Source organism: Sphingomonas panacisoli, assembly GCF_007859635.1.
Taxonomy (GTDB): Bacteria; Pseudomonadota; Alphaproteobacteria; order Sphingomonadales; family Sphingomonadaceae; genus Sphingomonas; species Sphingomonas panacisoli.
Genome location: NZ_CP042306.1, coordinates 2,684,944 through 2,700,271, shown reverse-complemented (window position 1 = coordinate 2,700,271; position 15,328 = coordinate 2,684,944). Strand labels below are relative to the sequence as shown.

15 protein-coding genes and 1 pseudogene are annotated in these 15,328 nt (G+C 66.8%); 5 read left to right on the top strand and 11 right to left on the bottom strand.

The annotated features are described in order from the left end of the window. Window positions 1–35: 35 nt before the first annotated feature. Both FPZ24_RS13420 and FPZ24_RS13415 read right to left on the bottom strand, forming a co-directional pair. Window positions 36–1,610 (bottom strand): hypothetical protein, encoded by a 1,575-nt coding sequence (locus tag FPZ24_RS13420; RefSeq protein WP_146572797.1) that lies wholly within the window; start codon window positions 1,608–1,610, stop codon window positions 36–38. A gap of 42 nt (window positions 1,611–1,652) precedes the next feature. After that, window positions 1,653–3,821 carry a primosomal protein N' gene (locus tag FPZ24_RS13415; RefSeq protein WP_146572795.1) on the bottom strand — a complete coding sequence of 723 codons (2,169 nt, stop codon included), beginning with the start codon at window positions 3,819–3,821 and terminating at the stop codon, window positions 1,653–1,655. 39 nt (window positions 3,822–3,860) lie between these two features. Here FPZ24_RS13415 and FPZ24_RS13410 point away from each other — a divergent pair, with 39 nt between their 5' ends. Further along, window positions 3,861–4,751: a tyrosine recombinase XerC gene (locus FPZ24_RS13410; protein WP_146572793.1), complete on the top strand. Its 891-nt coding sequence runs from the start codon at window positions 3,861–3,863 to the stop codon at window positions 4,749–4,751. On the opposite strand, the gene FPZ24_RS13405 is transcribed toward FPZ24_RS13410, so the two are convergent. Next, window positions 4,748–5,347: a DedA family protein gene (locus FPZ24_RS13405; protein WP_146572791.1), complete on the bottom strand. Its 600-nt coding sequence runs from the start codon at window positions 5,345–5,347 to the stop codon at window positions 4,748–4,750. The two genes, FPZ24_RS13410 and FPZ24_RS13405, sit on opposite strands and share 4 nt — an antisense overlap. Window positions 5,348–5,409: 62 nt before the next feature. Between FPZ24_RS13405 and FPZ24_RS13400 the strand changes: the two genes are divergently transcribed. Continuing rightward, entirely contained in the window at window positions 5,410–5,901 is a 492-nt protein-coding gene (locus FPZ24_RS13400; RefSeq protein WP_146572789.1) for a GAF domain-containing protein, read from the top strand. Here the strand turns inward: FPZ24_RS13400 and gshB are convergent. The 4 genes from gshB to rsmI form a co-directional block, all read right to left on the bottom strand. Beyond that, the gene (gshB, locus tag FPZ24_RS13395; protein WP_146572787.1) at window positions 5,882–6,835 is read right to left on the bottom strand and encodes a glutathione synthase; all 954 of its coding nucleotides are present in this window, start codon (window positions 6,833–6,835) and stop codon (window positions 5,882–5,884) included. The two genes, FPZ24_RS13400 and gshB, sit on opposite strands and share 20 nt — an antisense overlap. 115 nt (window positions 6,836–6,950) lie before the next feature. Beyond that, on the bottom strand, window positions 6,951–7,316 hold the full coding sequence (locus FPZ24_RS13390) for a YraN family protein (RefSeq protein WP_186728861.1): 366 nt from the start codon (window positions 7,314–7,316) through the stop codon (window positions 6,951–6,953). Next, window positions 7,301–7,675 carry a hypothetical protein gene (locus FPZ24_RS13385; protein WP_146572785.1) on the bottom strand — a complete coding sequence of 125 codons (375 nt, stop codon included), beginning with the start codon at window positions 7,673–7,675 and terminating at the stop codon, window positions 7,301–7,303. Before FPZ24_RS13385 ends, FPZ24_RS13390 begins: the two co-directional genes overlap by 16 nt. After that, window positions 7,672–8,517 carry a 16S rRNA (cytidine(1402)-2'-O)-methyltransferase gene (rsmI, locus tag FPZ24_RS13380; protein WP_146572783.1) on the bottom strand — a complete coding sequence of 282 codons (846 nt, stop codon included), beginning with the start codon at window positions 8,515–8,517 and terminating at the stop codon, window positions 7,672–7,674. The genes FPZ24_RS13385 and rsmI overlap by 4 nt, the downstream gene beginning before the upstream one ends. A gap of 12 nt (window positions 8,518–8,529) precedes the next feature. Between rsmI and FPZ24_RS13375 the strand changes: the two genes are divergently transcribed. Further along, window positions 8,530–9,714, top strand: a complete 1,185-nt coding sequence (locus tag FPZ24_RS13375) for a penicillin-binding protein activator (RefSeq protein ID WP_146572781.1) — start codon at window positions 8,530–8,532, stop codon at window positions 9,712–9,714. A 121-nt stretch (window positions 9,715–9,835) separates the two neighbouring features. Here the strand turns inward: FPZ24_RS13375 and hemW are convergent. The 4 genes and pseudogenes from hemW to FPZ24_RS17640 form a co-directional block, all read right to left on the bottom strand. After that, window positions 9,836–11,051 (bottom strand): annotated as a pseudogene (gene hemW / locus FPZ24_RS13370) (radical SAM family heme chaperone HemW). Then, a complete protein-coding gene (gene rdgB / locus FPZ24_RS13365) occupies window positions 11,017–11,646 on the bottom strand; it encodes an RdgB/HAM1 family non-canonical purine NTP pyrophosphatase (RefSeq protein ID WP_146572779.1) in 630 nt (209 codons plus the stop codon). The pseudogene hemW and the gene rdgB overlap by 35 nt, the downstream one beginning before the upstream one ends. Next, complete coding sequence (rph, locus tag FPZ24_RS13360) at window positions 11,646–12,359, bottom strand: ribonuclease PH (protein WP_146572777.1); 714 nt, start codon at window positions 12,357–12,359, stop codon at window positions 11,646–11,648. Before rph ends, rdgB begins: the two co-directional genes overlap by 1 nt. A 140-nt stretch (window positions 12,360–12,499) precedes the next feature. After that, a complete protein-coding gene (locus tag FPZ24_RS17640; protein ID WP_240047468.1) occupies window positions 12,500–13,261 on the bottom strand; it encodes a PEPxxWA-CTERM sorting domain-containing protein in 762 nt (253 codons plus the stop codon). A 161-nt stretch (window positions 13,262–13,422) separates the two neighbouring features. Here FPZ24_RS17640 and hrcA point away from each other — a divergent pair, with 161 nt between their 5' ends. Together hrcA and FPZ24_RS13345 are read left to right on the top strand one after the other, a co-directional pair. After that, complete coding sequence (gene hrcA / locus FPZ24_RS13350; protein ID WP_146572775.1) at window positions 13,423–14,466, top strand: heat-inducible transcriptional repressor HrcA; 1,044 nt, start codon at window positions 13,423–13,425, stop codon at window positions 14,464–14,466. Window positions 14,467–14,761: 295 nt separating this feature from the next. Beyond that, window positions 14,762–15,301, top strand: coding sequence for a nucleotide exchange factor GrpE (locus tag FPZ24_RS13345; protein WP_146572773.1), 540 nt, complete (start codon window positions 14,762–14,764; stop codon window positions 15,299–15,301). Window positions 15,302–15,328 lie beyond the last annotated feature (27 nt).

Here is a 15,328-nt window from a genome sequence, read left to right as displayed (position 1 = left end):
CAGATTCGCACGCGGAGCGACAGGGGGGCGCGTGGTCAGTCGCCCTTGCCCTTGTCGCCTGGCTTCTTCTTGTCGCCGCCTTTCTTCTCGTCTTCGTGCTTGGCAGGCGGCGCGAGTGCCTTGCGCGCGCCTTCCTTGTCGCCGGCATCGAGCGCCTTCAGTGCCCGTTGGGCCAGCGCGGCTGGGCCGCTCGCTTCGATATTATACGCGACCGGATACAGCGCGATCCGCGCCTTCGCTTCGTCGAACCCGATCAGGACCGATGCCGCCTCCAGCCGCAGCGTCGGGTCATAGGGCGCGAGTTGATAGGCATAGAGCAGCCCGTTCTCGGCATTTTCGGTCGGCTTTTCCTTCGCTTCGATGAAGCTGGAATAATATAGAGCGAGTGGCGCCGGGGCCTGGGTATCGACCTTGTTGGCCGCGAGATAACAACGCCGTGCCGCCGTCCAGCGATCCTTGTCGGTGATCTTGTCGCGCACCAGCACCGCCTGCAGCGCCATTCCCTTGTACAACCAGGCATGGACCGACTTGGGATCGGCCGCGAGCGCTCGCTCGGCCGCCGCCAGAGAGGCGGCGTAATTCTTGGCGTCATACTCGGCTTCGGCCAGTTCGTTCTGCGCCGCCGGATCGTTTGGGAAGGGTGCGGCAAGTCGTCGCGCCAGTTCGGCAACGGCGGGCGCCGTCTTGTCGTCGACCCCACGTTGCGACGCGATCAGCGCCGGCATCGTCGCCGATTCGGCATTGGTGAGCGGCCGCACCGCGATCGCGCCGATCTTCAGTTCGGAGCCGCTGATCTCGTTGTACGGCAGGCTCTTGGTGGTGGCCCACGCGTTCATCTTGCCGTCGAGCTTGCTGAGCTCGCCGAAGGCCTTGGCAGCCTCGGCCGCCGTTTTGCCGCTGTTGATCGCCGTGATGTAGTCGGCGAGTTGCTTGCGTCGCCCGGCGTCGAAAGTGAGGTAGTGGGTCAGCAACCAGCCGCGCGAATACAGCGCGTCGCGCCGCTCCTCGTCCAGTTTGCCGGGATAGGGTTCGAGCAATTGGGAAGCGGGCAACAGGTTCGCCCGGTCGACCGTCCATTGCCGATAGGTCGGCGCGGCGCCGAACCGGACGCTGCCGTTGGACATGATCTGGGCGGTGGCGTGAAGTTCGGCGAAACCCTCGGTCAGCCACGGCGGAAACGCCGCGTCGGTCCAGTTGGTCAGCATGAAATGGTGGGTGTATTCGTGAAAGAGGATCGCCTGCGACGTGAAGCCGTAATTCCCGCCGCCGCCGGTACTGCGCGGCGTGAACGCGATCGAACCGGTGGCGCGCGGTTCGTAAAAACCCGCGACGGCGGACCCGCCGGCGCCGTAAATCTTCTGGAGCGCCGCGATGTCGCCGACCACGTAGATGGTGACGCGTGCCGACGGACCGCGCGTGTCTTCGGGCGTTTTGTGCCAGTAACGGATCGCCTGATCGAACCGTTCGAGGCGTTCGGTGAATGCCTTGATGTGATCGGCGCTGTCGTCGGAATAGACGACGAAATGCTTCGAACTCGCCTGATACCAGTCCGCGTTGGCCACGCCCGGAAGCGCCACCGCCGCGGCCGAGAGGAGAAGTTTCCGGATCATTGGCGCCCCCAAAAGTCTGATTTGGTGAATTTATCGCCGATTTCAGACAAAGCTATAGGGATCGATATCGACGATGACGCGCACTTTGCTCGGCCAGTCGAGCGCGCCGAGCCAGTCGCGGATGACGTCCTGCACGTCGAGCGCGCGGCGGGCATGGACGAGCAGGCGGTAGCGGTGGCGGCCGCGCAGCATCGCAAGCGGCGCCGGGGCGGGGCCGTAGACTTCCATGCCGTCGAGGCGCGGCGCGCTGCGGCCAACCAATTGCGCGATTTCGTGCGCGGCAGATTGGTCCTCCGACGACACCACGATCGCGGCATAGCGGCCGAACGGCGGGGCGCCGGCTTCGCGGCGGGCGTCTGTCTCGGCAGCGGTGAACGCCTCGGCGTCGCCCGATACCAGCGCAGCCATGACGGGGGCGGTCGGGTCGTGGGTCTGGATGTAGACGTGACCCGGTTTCTCGCCCCGCCCGGCGCGGCCGGCGACTTGCATGATCTGCTGGAAGGTCCGCTCCGCCGCGCGGAGGTCGCCACCGCCCAGCCCCAAATCGGCGTCGATCACCCCAACCAGCGTGAGGTTGGGAAAGTGATAGCCTTTCGTCACCAGTTGCGTGCCGATGACAATGTCGATGTCGCCCGCCTCCATGCGGCCGACGAACTCGGCCGCCTTGGCGGGTGACCAGATCGTGTCGCTGGTGACGATCGCGGTCTTCGCTTCGGGCCACAGCGCCGCGGCTTCGTCGGCGATGCGCTCGACGCCGGGGCCGCACGCGACCAGGCTGTCCTCCGCCTTGCATTCGGGACAGGCGTGCGGGGTCGGCATCATGTGCCCGCAATGGTGACACGACAGCCGGCGGACGAGGCGGTGCTCGACCATCCAGGCGGTGCAATTGGGGCATTGGAAGCGGTGGCCGCACGCGCGGCACAGGGTCAACGGCGCGTAGCCGCGGCGGTTGAGGAACAGCAACGCCTGTTCGCCGCGTGCAAGCGTCTCGTCGACGGCGTTCACCAGCTTGGGTGCGATCCAGCGGCCGCGTTCGGGCGGGTCGCGGAGCAGGTCGATCGCCTCGATCGCGGGCATTTCGGCGGCGCCGTAGCGGCCGGGCAGCTTGAGTTCGGCGTAATTGCCGATCTCGACCTGTTGCCGCGTCTCGATCGCGGGGGTGGCGGTGGCGAGAATGACGGGTACACCCTCGAACTTACCGCGCATCACCGCGACGTCGCGGGCGTGGTAGTGGACGCCCTCTTCCTGCTTGAAGCTGGTCTCGTGCGCTTCATCGACGACGATCAGGCCGAGATTCGAATAGGGCAGGAACAGTGCGGATCGCGCGCCGACGGTGACGAGCGCCTGGCCCGTCGCGATCGCGCGCCACGCGCGGCGGCGTTGCGATTGGCGGAGACCGGAATGCCACGCGACCGGCTCGCAGCCGAACCGCGCGGTGAAGCGCTGCAGGAACGGCTCGGTCAGCGCGATTTCGGGAAGCAGGACGAGCGTTTGACGCCCCGCGCGGATCGCGGCGGCGATCGCCTCGAAATAGACTTCGGTCTTGCCCGATCCAGTGACGCCGTCGAGCAAGGTGGGCTGGAAATCGTGGCGCTCGACCCCCGCGACCAGCGCATCCGCCGCCGCTTTTTGCTCCGCCGACAGCACCGGCACGGCGTGGTCGGGATCGGGGAGCGGGAAAGGGCTGTCGATATCGACCTCGACCGCTTCGATTGCACCCACCTTGACCAGCCCACGGATAACACCGTCGGACACGTCGGCGATCGTCGCCAGTTCGCGGATCAGCCCCTGGCGATCGGCGATCCGCTCGAGCGCCCGTTCGCGCTGCGGGGTCAGGCGATCCGGCATGTTCCCCGTCGCGCGATATTCGGTGACGGTGCGCGCGCCCTCCAGCGCCGAGGTCGAGGGCAACGCCATCCGCGCGACCGAGGCGGGCGCGGCGAGGTAATAGTCCGACGTCCACTCGATCAGCCGCCGCATCGCATCGGTCAGTGGTGGCACGGGCAGCACGCCCATCAGGTTGCGCAAGCGGTTGTCGCCGACCTCCGCGTCGGACTTCATCCGCTCGGGCTCCCACACGACGCCGAGCAACTGACGCGGGCCGAGCGGCGCCACGACGAGCGACCCCGGCTCGACCTCCATCCCATGCGGGACGCGATAATCGAGCGGGCCGAGCGCGGAATTCATGATGAGGACGCGGGCGCGGGACATAATAGCCCGACTAATATAGGAATGCCCGCAAGGGCAGCCATGACCGACGTTTCTCTTCCCGCCGCATTCGGCAAGCATCTGTCGCGCGACCGGCGGCGGTCGGCGCATACCGTGCGCGCCTATGAGGCGACGGCGGTGCGGCTGGTCCGGTTCCTCGGCGAGCATTGGGGCGAGGCGGTTGGAGCGGATGGATTGACGCGGGTGAGCGCGGCCGATCTGCGCGCGTATCTGGCGAAGCGGCGTGGCGAGGGGCTGGGGAATGCGTCGGCGGCGCGCGAGCTGTCGGCGGTGCGGACGTTCCTCAGATGGGCTGGCGGTGACGATGCCTCGCCGCGGATCAAGGGACCGCGCATCAAGAAGGGCGTACCGCGTCCGGTCTCGCCTGCCGATGCGGTGGCGCTGGCCGAAGATGTGGCCGACGATGCCGCCGAACCTTGGATCGGCGCGCGTGACTGGGCGATCCTGCTGCTGCTCTATGGCGCGGGGCTGCGCATCGGCGAGGCGGTCGGGCTGACCGGAGCGGTGCTGCCGTTGGGCGAAACGATGGCGGTCACCGGCAAGCGCGACAAGACGCGGATCGTGCCGATCCTGCCGCAGGTGCGCGATGCGATCGACGCGTATGTAGCCGGGTCGCCGTGGCCGGTGGTGCGCGGCGAACCGCTGTTCCGGGGGGCGAAGGGCGGGCCGCTATCGGCCGGTGTGGTGCGCAAGTCGGTGCAGGCCGCGCGGACGCGGTTGGGGCTGGCCGACCGCACGACGCCACATGCGTTGCGGCACAGTTTTGCCACACATCTGCTCGGACGCGGGGCCGATCTGCGCCAGCTGCAGGAATTGCTCGGCCATGCCAGCCTGAGCTCGACCCAGATCTATACCGCGGTCGATGCCGCGCATCTGCTCGACGTTTATCGTAACGCGCATCCGCGGGCTTAACCGCGCGGTTTCCAGGTGACGACTCGATAGAGATACCAGACCGTGATCGCGCCGCCGATCGCGACCGCTGCGGGCCCGGTCCACGCCTCCGCCTCGCGGAAATTGTGGCCGAGCCAATAACCCGCGCCGGTCAGGAACAGGTTCCAGACAAAGGTGCCGGCCAGCGTCCAGACGATGAACTTCCACCGCGGCATGTTCGAAATGCCCGCCGGCAGCGAGATGATCGACCGCCCGAACGGCATGAACCGCATCACGAAGATCAGCCATTGGCCGTGGCGGAAAAAGAAGGCGTCGATCTTCTCGACCTGCGACCATTCGACGGTCAGCCAGCGGCCGTTCCTATCGACGAACGGCTTGAGCTTCTGCAGCGGCACGTAGCGGCCGATCCAGTACCAGAAATAATTGCCGACGGTGGAGCCGACCGTCCCCGCGGCCATCACGCCCCAGAAATCGAGCTTGCCGTGCGCGACCGCGATTCCGGCAAAGCCCATGATGACTTCGGACGGGATCGGCGGAATGATGTTTTCGAGCGCCATCCAGACGAAGACGGCGAGATAGCCCCATTGCTCGAGGCCATCGAGGAACCATTGGGTCAAGTCGTTCGGCCCCCGCAACCATTGTTAGCGACAGGACGCGACAAGAGGCGTAGGCTGTGCGGATGCAGGGGGATATCACCGCCGATATCGCCGCGGTTCAGCGGATCGAGGGGGTACGCGACATCCTGCGTGAAGTCTGCGCGTTGACGGGCATGCACTTTTCCGCGGTGGCGCGCGTGACGGCCGATCGCTGGGTCGCTTGTCTTGTCGAGGATCACATCGCGTTCGGTTTGGAAGCGGGCGGCGAACTCGAACTCCAGACGACCATCTGCGACGAAATCCGTTGCAGCGGCGAAGGCGTGTTCATCGATCACGTCGCGGAAGAGCCGATGTGGCGCGTCCACCCGACCCCGATCCTCTACGGGTTCCAGAGCTACATCTCGATGCCGATCATCCGCGCCGATGGCAGTTTCTTCGGCACGTTGTGCGCGATCGACCCGGAGCCGCGAACGACGAGCCTGGCGGCGATCGTGCCGCTGATCCAAGCGATGGCGCAGCGGATCGCCGACGCACTCGACGCCGAAAGCGTGGGCGCTAGCGCGCATTCAGCTTAGCCTCGATCGCGTCCCATATCATCGCCGCGACGTCGATTCCGTCGAGCCGCTCGATCGCGACGATGCCGGTGGGCGAGGTGACGTTGATCTCGGTCAGCCACTCGCCGCCGATCACGTCGATCCCGACGAACAGCAGCCCGCGCTTCTTGAGTTCGGGGCCAAGCGCGGCGCAGATCTCGCGCTCCTTCGCGGTCAGTTCGGTCTTCGCCGCCGATCCGCCGACCGCCAGGTTGGAGCGGAACTCGCCCTCGCCGGGAATGCGGTTGATCGCGCCGGCGACCTCGCCGTCGACCAGCACGATGCGTTTGTCGCCCTGCGCGACGCCTGGCAGGAATGCCTGGAGCATGTGCGGCTCGCGCCATGTCTGGTTGAACACCTCGATCAGCGCCGACAGGTTCAGGCCGTCGCGGCCGACCTTGAAGATCGCCTTGCCGCCATTGCCGTGGATCGGCTTGACGACGATCTCGCCATGCTTGGCGAGGAACGCTTTGGCCTCGTCGAGGCTGCGCGTGACGAGCGTCGGCGGCATGAAGCGTGCATAGTCGAGCACGAACACCTTTTCGGGTGCGTTGCGGACGCTGGCCGGGTCGTTCACGACGAGCGTCTTATGCGCGATGCGTTCGAGCAGGTGGGTCGCGGTGATGTAGCCGAGGTCGAACGGGGGATCCTGGCGCATCAGCACGACATCCACCTCGTCGCCGAGGTCGAGATTTACCGGCTCGCCGAAGGTGAAATGCTTGCCTACGACACGCTCTACCGTGACCGGATGCGCCTTCGCCCAGACGCGGCCGTCGGCATAGTTCAGCGCGTCGGCGGTGTAGTGGAACAGCCGGTGCCCGCGCGCCTTTGCCGACAGCATCAGCGCGAAGCTCGGATCGCCCGCAATGTTGATCGACTCCATGGGGTCCATCTGAACGGCGACGGTCAGGCTCATTCTTCTTTCCTCGTCACCCCGGCGGAGGCCGGGGTCGCCAAGTTTCTACTACAGCCCGTGCCATGCAGCGGCCCCGGCCTTCGCCGGGGCGACGTAGAGAGGGAAACGGCGTCTGTCACCCGATCCACGCATTCTCGATATGGCGAGGAGGACGCCCGGGCGCCAGCAGGATCACATCGACGCGGATGTCGTCGCTCGGGCCGGCGTATCGCGGCATCAGCACTTCGGCAGCGGCCGCGACACGCGCCAAGCGGCGTTCGTCGATCGCGAAGTCGAGTTCGGCGTCGGTAGCGCGGGACTTTACCTCCACGAACGCAATGAGGTTGCCCTTGCGTGCAACGATATCGACTTCCCCCGCCGGCGTGCGGACGCGGCGGTCGAGGATGCGCCAGCCCCTCAATCGCAGCCACCAGCCGGCGATACGCTCGCCGCGCCGGCCGGAGGCTTCGGCGGAACGACGATCTTTTATTGACCGGGGCATTTGACCAGCCAGCCCCGGCGATCCCCGGACAATGACATCGCGTAGCGACCATGCCGCACGAAACGTATTCGCCATGTCTGGCGCAGGGGCTCGCCCGCGCCAAGAAAACCGGGCTCGGCATAGTCGCGCCGCTCGATCAGGGTTCGGCCGGATACACGCCACGTGCCACCTGTGCCTAGATCGCGCCAGCGACCATCCGCGCTGTATGTCGTCGTTTCATCACCGTCGAGGCCATCGGTGGAGGTCAGCCGGAGTGGGTGCCCCAGCGGGTAGCACCAGTCGCCCAGGAGCCAAGCCGGGCGGGTGGAACCGGTGGGTGCGCCGGACAACAATGCAAAAAGAATCCAGGAGACCGTCATGCTTGATCACCCTTCATCTCCAGCGCGCGAGCGTACAGCGCCTTGCGGTCGAGGTTGAGGCGCTTGGCGACCTCGCCGGCCGCCTTCGATGCGGGGAGGCGGGTGAGGGCTTCGGCGAGTGCGGCGTCGGCGTCCTCGGCGCTGGCGGCTTCCGGCTCGCCGGGTGGGGCAACGACCAGGACGATCTCGCCCTTCGGCGGGCCGGCTTCGGCGTAGCGCGCGGCGAGCGACGAGAGCGTGCCGGTCACCGCTTCCTCGAACTTCTTGGTGATCTCGCGCGTCACCGCCGCCTCGCGATCGCCGAGCCCGTCGGCCAAGGCGGCCAGCGTCGCGGCGAGGCGGGGACCCGATTCGTAAAAGACCAACGTCGCGCGGACGCTGGCGATCTCGGCAATCGACTCTGCCCGTGCGCCGGCCTTGGACGGCAGGAAGCCGACGAACAGGAATCGGTCGGTCGGCAATCCCGCCAGCGTCAGCGCCGCGACCGCCGCGCAGGGGCCGGGGATCGTCACCACCGCATGTCCCGCCGCCCGCGCGTCGCGGACCAATTTATAGCCCGGATCGGAAATCAGCGGCGTCCCCGCGTCGCTGACCAACGCGATCGCCTCGCCCCCGAGTCGCGCGATCAAACCGGGCCGGACGCGGTCGGCATTGTGGTCGTGATACGCCATCATCGGCCGCTTGACCCCGATGTGCCGCAACAGCCCCGCCGTCACGCGCGTGTCTTCGACGGCGATTAGCGCCGCGTTCGCCAGAACGTGCGCGGCGCGCGGCGACAAGTCGCCGAGATTGCCGATCGGGGTGGCGACGATGTAGAGACCGGGCATAAGAGTATCAGTCATCAGGGGATCGTCATGGCAGAGGGTGCAACCATAGGGCAACGCTTCACGGGCGTTCGGCGCATCGCGATGCTGGCCGTCGCGATCCTGGTATCGGCCTGTTCGACGGTCGTGCCGACCAAAGCGCCGCCGCCCGGACCCGCCGTCGTCGCACCGCCGGTCGAGCCGGCGATCATGCCCGGGCTGCCGACCGACAACGATCACCACATGGTCGCGCTGCTGGTGCCGCTGACCGGTCCCAACGGCGCGGTCGGACGCAGCATCGCCAACGCGACTCAGTTGGCCTTGCTCGACACCAACAACGCCGTGCTGCGCATCACCACCTACGACACCGCGCTGGGTGCGGCACCGGCCGCGCAGAAGGCGATCGACGAGGGGGCGCGGCTGATCCTCGGGCCGTTGCTGGCGGAGGATGTCCGCGCGGTGCTGCCCGTCGCCAAGCGTGCCGGCGTGACCGTCATCAGCTTTTCCAACGACACCAGCATCGCCGGGTCGGGCGCGTATCTGATGGGCTATTCGCCGGCGCAGTCGATCGAGCGCGTGGTCGAATATGCGCGGAGCCAGGGTATCACGACCTATGGCGGCCTGGTCGCCAACGGCGTGTACGGCCAGCGCGCCTCGACCTCGTTCCTGCGCGCGGTCGAAGGCGCGAAGGGTCAGGTGATCTCGCTCCAGCCTTATGACCGTTCGATCGCGTCGATCACGGCGGCGGCGTCGCGGCTGGGCAAGGCCGGGCCGGTCGGCGCCGTGCTGATCGCCGACGACGCGGCGGCCGCGGCCGGCGTCGTACCGCTGATGCGCAAGGGCGGCGAAGGCGGCGCGCGCGTGCTCGGCACCGAACGCTGGAACAACGACACGACGATCGGCGCGCGCGCGGCGCTGAACGGCGCCTGGTTCGCCAGCGTCAGCGACGCGCTGTACCGCCAATACGCGGTCAAATACCGTGCCCGCTTCGGCGCGGGGCCGTATCGCCTGTCGAGCATGGGCTACGATTCGGTGCTGCTGACGATCCGGATTACCCGTGACTGGCCGATCGGTCGGCCGTTCCCCGAAGCACGGCTGCGCGACCCGGGCGGGTTCGCCGGGATCGACGGCGCTTTCCGCTTCGGCGCCAACGGCGTCGCCGAACGCGCGCTGGAAGTGCAGGAAGTACGCGGCGGGACGACGGTGACGGTGTCGCCGGCGCCCTCTGGTTTCTAATGTAGAGCTCCCCTCCCTGGAAGGGAGGGGCTGGGGGTGGGTCGAGGCCAGGCGAGACGCTGGCCGATTGACACGACCCCGCCGCGTTGCGTTACGTCCACCCACCCTTAACCCCTCCCTTTCAGGGAGGGGAATTGATCGCCTCACGCACATCGACGACATCGCCCAGGATCGTGTTGAGGACGGGCATGCCGGCGTCCGTGGCGCGCAGGTGCGTGCCGTCCAGCGCGACGAATCCCTGATCCGCCAGCCGCGCGACCTTGCGCATATCGACGAGGAACTCGATCGGCCGTTCGCCGAGTGCCGCGATCCGCGTCAGGTCGATTCCCTCGGCCAGCCGCAGCCCCATCAGCATCGCCTCGGTCGCGCGTTCGGCGGGGGTCAGGCGGTCTTCGATTTCGATGCCGTGGCCGTTGCGCGATACCGCATCGATCCAGTTTTCGGGCTTGCGCCGCCGCTGCGTCGCAGAATCCGCCGCGCCGCCCGTGCGCGCCCGGGCCGATCCCGGCATAGTCGCCGTAGCGCCAATACGTCAGGTTGTGGCGGCTCTCCGCCCCCGGGCGTGCGTGGTTGGAGATTTCGTAGGCGGGCAGCCCGGCGCGCGCCGTCGTCTCGCGAGTCAGCGCGAACAGATCGGCCGCGCGGTCGGGATCGGGTAGAGCGAGACGACCTTCGCGTTCTTCGGTAGCGAAGCGCGTGCCGGGCTCGACGGTGAGTTGGTAGAGCGAGAGGTGTTCGGTGCCGAGCGCGAGGGCGCGAGTCAGTTCGGCGTGCCAGTCACCGAAGGACTGGTCGGGCCGGGCATAGATTAGGTCGAAGCTGACGCGATCGAACACGCGTTGCGCGACGTCGAGCGCACCCAAGCCTTCCGCGACATCGTGCGCGCGGCCGAGGAATGCGAGCGCCTCGTCGTTCAGTGCTTGTAAGCCCAAGCTGACGCGGTTCACCCCGCACGCCGCGAGATCGGCGAAGCGCGCCGCCTCGACCGATGAAGGGTTGGCCTCCAGCGTGATTTCGATGTCGGGAGCGAATCCCCAGGCTTGCTCGGCCGCGTGGAGTACCGCCGCGACCGTCGCGGGCGGCATCAACGACGGCGTGCCGCCACCGAAGAAGATCGATCCGAGCGTCCGCCCCGGTAGCGCCTGTGCTTCATGCGCCAGATCGGCGAGCATCGCGTCCCGCCACGCCGCCTGATCCACGCTGTCGCGAACGTGGCTGTTGAAGTCGCAATACGGGCATTTCGACACGCAAAACGGCCAGTGGACGTAGAGCGCGAGGGGCGTCGGGTCGGCGGACAATTGCTTAGAGGACCGCCGCGACCAATTGCCGGAACGCATCCGCGCGGTGAGTGAGGGGCGTCTTCTCGTCCGCCGCCATCTCGCCGAAGGTGCGGTCGTGGCCGTCGGGCAGGAACATCGCGTCGTAGCCGAAGCCGTTGCCGCCGCGCGGCGGCCAGACGAGCTGGCCCTCGACGCGCCCTTCGAACCATTCGACATGGCCGTCGGGCCAGGCGAGGGCGAGCGCGCAGACGAAATGCGCGTCGCGGTCGGTCTCCGGCCCGAGCTTCCGGATGTTGTCCTCGACCAACTGCATTGCGTGGCCGAAATCCTTCGACTCGCCCGCCCAGCGCGCGGAGAAGATGCCGGGATCGCCGTTGAGTGCCTCGACGCACAGCCCGCTGTCGTCCGCCAGCGCGGGAAGGCCCGACAGATCGGCGGCCTGCATCGCCTTCAGTTCGGCATTGGCGACGAAGGTGGTTCCCGTCTCTTCCGGTTCGGGCAAATCGAGCGACTTGGCCGACACCGGTTCGATCCCATAGGGCGCGAGGAGCGCGCGGATTTCCTTGACCTTGCCCTCGTTATGGCTGGCGATCACCAGCTTGCCGGGGGCAAGTTTCCGGATTTCCTGAGGGACCTCGCCTTCACCGCTCATTACGCGACCGCCTTTGCCTGGGCCGCGAAAATGTCGTTGCAGCCGATCCGTGCCAAACGCAGCAGACGCAAAAGGGCTTCCTCGTCGTACGTCGCATGCTCTGCGGTCGCCTGCGCTTCGGCGATATGGCCGTTTTCGAGCAGCACGAAATTGGCGTCGGCGTCGGCGTTCGAATCCTCATCGTAGTCGAGATCGAGGACGGGCGTGCCCTGATAGATGCCGCAACTGACCGCCGCGACTTTCTGCGTCAGCGGATCGGCCGCGATCTTGCCGTCCTTGAGCAGGCCGTTGACCGCGAGCCGCAGCGCGACCCACGCGCCGCTGATCGCTGCCGTCCGCGTGCCGCCATCGGCCTGGATCACGTCGCAATCGAGCGTGATCTGGTGTTCGCCGAGCAATTTGAGATCGGTGACCGCGCGCAAGCTACGCCCGATCAAACGCTGGATTTCCTGCGTGCGGCCCGACTGCTTGCCGCGCGCCGCTTCGCGATTGCCGCGGGTATGCGTCGCGCGCGGCAGCATGCCGTATTCGGCCGTCACCCAACCCTGGCCCTTGCCGCGCAGCCACGGCGGCAGGCGATCCTCGACACTCGCGGTGACCAGCACCTTGGTATCGCCAAAGCCGATCAGCACCGATCCTTCGGCGTGACGCGTGAAATGGGGTTCGATCGTGATGGCGCGCATCTGGTCGGGCGCACGGCCGCTGGGGCGCATGAAGGTCTCCTTAGGTCAGCGCAGCGCCGTACCCGCCGCCGCCGATGGTGTCACCCCTTCGCAAAAAGCAAAGGGCCGCTCCGGCGATTGCCGGAACGACCCTTGCGACGGACGAGCCCCCAAGCCCGTCGGAAACGCTTTTACGCGGCGGCGAGGACGCTCGCGCTGCGGCGACGGCTGCGAAGCGCGCCACCGACCAGGCCGAAGCCCAACACCAGCATGCCCCAAGTGGCCGGTTCCGGCACCGCGGTCAGGAAAACCTGGTCCTGACGGCTCGGCGACGACAGCACGTTCAGCGCGTAGTTGTTGTTCACCGTCCAAGTGCTGTTCTTCACGTTGGTGAGATACGTGTTGGCGAGCGTTTCCGCCGAAGTCAGCGCCGCCGTGTTGCTGCCCGAACTGCTGCCCGGCGTCGTCATGTAGAACGCGCTCGTGTTGGCGGTCACCGACCAGGTCGACTGCGTTTCGAACATAATCTCCCACACCGCCATCTGCGTGGCGGCCGAGATGTTGATCGCCGTTTGACCGGTTGCCGCGTTGAGCAGCGGCGTCGTGTTGGTCAGCAGCGCGTTGAGCGCGTTCGACTTTGCGGTCGTCATGCCGGCATAGGACGAGATCGGGACGATCTGGTAATCGGTATAGTTCACGTTGCCGAGCGAGATCGTCTGCGCCAGATCGATGCAATAGCTCAGGATGTCGAACGACGCATTGTTGCTGACGTAATTGCCCTTGAACTCGAACCGGCCGACACCGACGTCGCCGTTCAGTAGCGACGAATGAACCGTACCGCTCACCGAGCCGGGCGTGAACGCGATGTTGGTCACCTTAACGGCCTGCGCGGATGCGTTCGATGCCGCAAGCATCAATCCCGTTGCTGCAGCAAACGCCAAAAACTTCGACATGTCAGTCCCCTTTTACGCGGCCGAATCGACCTTATGCTGAACGCGGTATTAATCGGATCGACTTGGCACTCTAGATTTATTACTTTGGTTAATTGTCTCATGATTGGACTCGTCGGACATGCATTGAGCGTTGCCGCCGCCTTCGCCATATGATGGCTGTCATGAGCGCCACCCCCGTTGCCGAACTGTCCGATCGCGCGCGCGATATTTTTCGTGCGGTGGTGGAGGGGTACCTCGAGACCGGCCAGCCGGTCGGATCGCGGACGCTTGCCGATGCCGGGGCGTTCAGCCTGTCGCCCGCGTCGATCCGCAATGTCATGCATGAACTGGAGGCGCTGGGCCTGCTCGCCGCGCCGCATACCTCGGCCGGGCGGTTGCCGACCGATGTTGGCTTGCGACTATTCGTCGATGGGATGATGCGCGTCGCCGAGCCGTCGGCGGAAGAGCGCGCCGCGATCGAGGGCCGCGCGGTCCGCTCCGGGCCGGTCGAGGAAGCGCTGGCGGCGACCACCGCGGCGCTCAGCGGCCTGTCGGCCTGCGCCGGGCTGGTGATGGTGCCCAGGGCCGAACTGGTGCTGCGCTCGATCAGTTTCGTGCCGCTGTCGCCGGTTCGCGCGCTTGCGGTGATCGTGGGTGACGACGGCCAGGTCGAGAATCGCGTGGTCGATCTGGCGCCCGGCACCGCGCCCTCCGCACTGGTCGAGGCCGGCAATTACATGTCGGCGACGCTGTCGGGCCTGACCCTGGCGGAGGCGCGGGCGCGGCTGGATCGTCAGCTCGTCGCCGACCGCGCCGCGCTCGACACCGCAGCGGCGGCGCTGGTCGCACAGGGCATCGCGGTGTGGAGCGAGGACAGCGACCGCCGCCCGGTGCTGATCGTGAGGGGGCAGGGCCGCTTGATCGATGCCGCTGCCGCCGAGGACCTGGAGCGCGTCCGCGACCTGCTCGACGATCTCGAAGGGAAGCAGGAAATCGCGACCTTGCTCGACAGCGCGCGAACCGGCGATTCGACCCGCATCTTCATCGGTGCGGAGAACAAATTGTTCGCGCTGTCAGGCTCGTCGGTGATCGCGCGACCCTTTCGCGGGATCGACGGCCGCGTGGTCGGCGTGGTCGGCGTGATCGGTCCGACACGGTTGAACTATGCGCGCGTCGTGCCCATGGTAGATTTCACTGCCGCAACCCTCTCCCGCCTGATCGGTTGAGAGGTTGGGGTCCGAACTCAATTCGCACGAGGATCGTGATTGCCCATGGAAGCCTGCCGACAAGGAGCGCAGCGCAGTCGCGTAGCTGAGGCTACGCGCCAGCAAGCGACGCCGCTCGGCGGGCTTCCATGGGCAACCGCGCAGAGGCGGGCCGATTTTGGCCCCAGGACTGCGTCGCGCGTCGGTCACGATGCAAATAAGCATCGCTCCCTCCTTGCTCCTTGCCTGGAACCAAAATCGGCTCCGTCACGACCTCGTGCGAATTGAGTTCGGGCCCCTTAGCCAAGAGAGAATGATGAGCGAAGATAAGATCGAAACCGAAGACCTGCGCGCCGAGACTGCGGAGGGTGCGCCCGAACTGGCCGAGCACGACCGCGTCGCGCAGCTCGAAGCCGAACTCGCCGAAGCCAACAAGGCAGTGATGTACGCGCATGCCGAGGCGCAGAACGTCCGCCGCCGCGCCGAAAAGGAAGCCGCCGATTCGCGCGCCTATGCCGTGACCGGCTTCGCGCGCGACGTGCTGTCGGTCGCCGATAATCTGGAGCGCGGCCTGGCCGCGATCCCCGAGGAACTGCGCGGTGACGAGCGGCTGAAGGGACTGGTCACCGGCCTGGAAGCGACCAAGCGTGAATTGGACAACGTGTTCCAGCGCAACGGCATCACCCGCATCGCGGCGATGGGCCTGCCGCTCGATCCCAACCAGCACCAGGCGATGCTCGAACTGCCGAGCGATCAGGCGCCCGGCACGATCGTCCAGGAAATGCAGGCCGGCTATATGCTGCGCGACCGCCTCTTGCGGCCGGCGCTGGTGGGCGTGGCGAAAAAGGCTGACTAATCCGGGGTGACGGATGGGTTTGTGGCG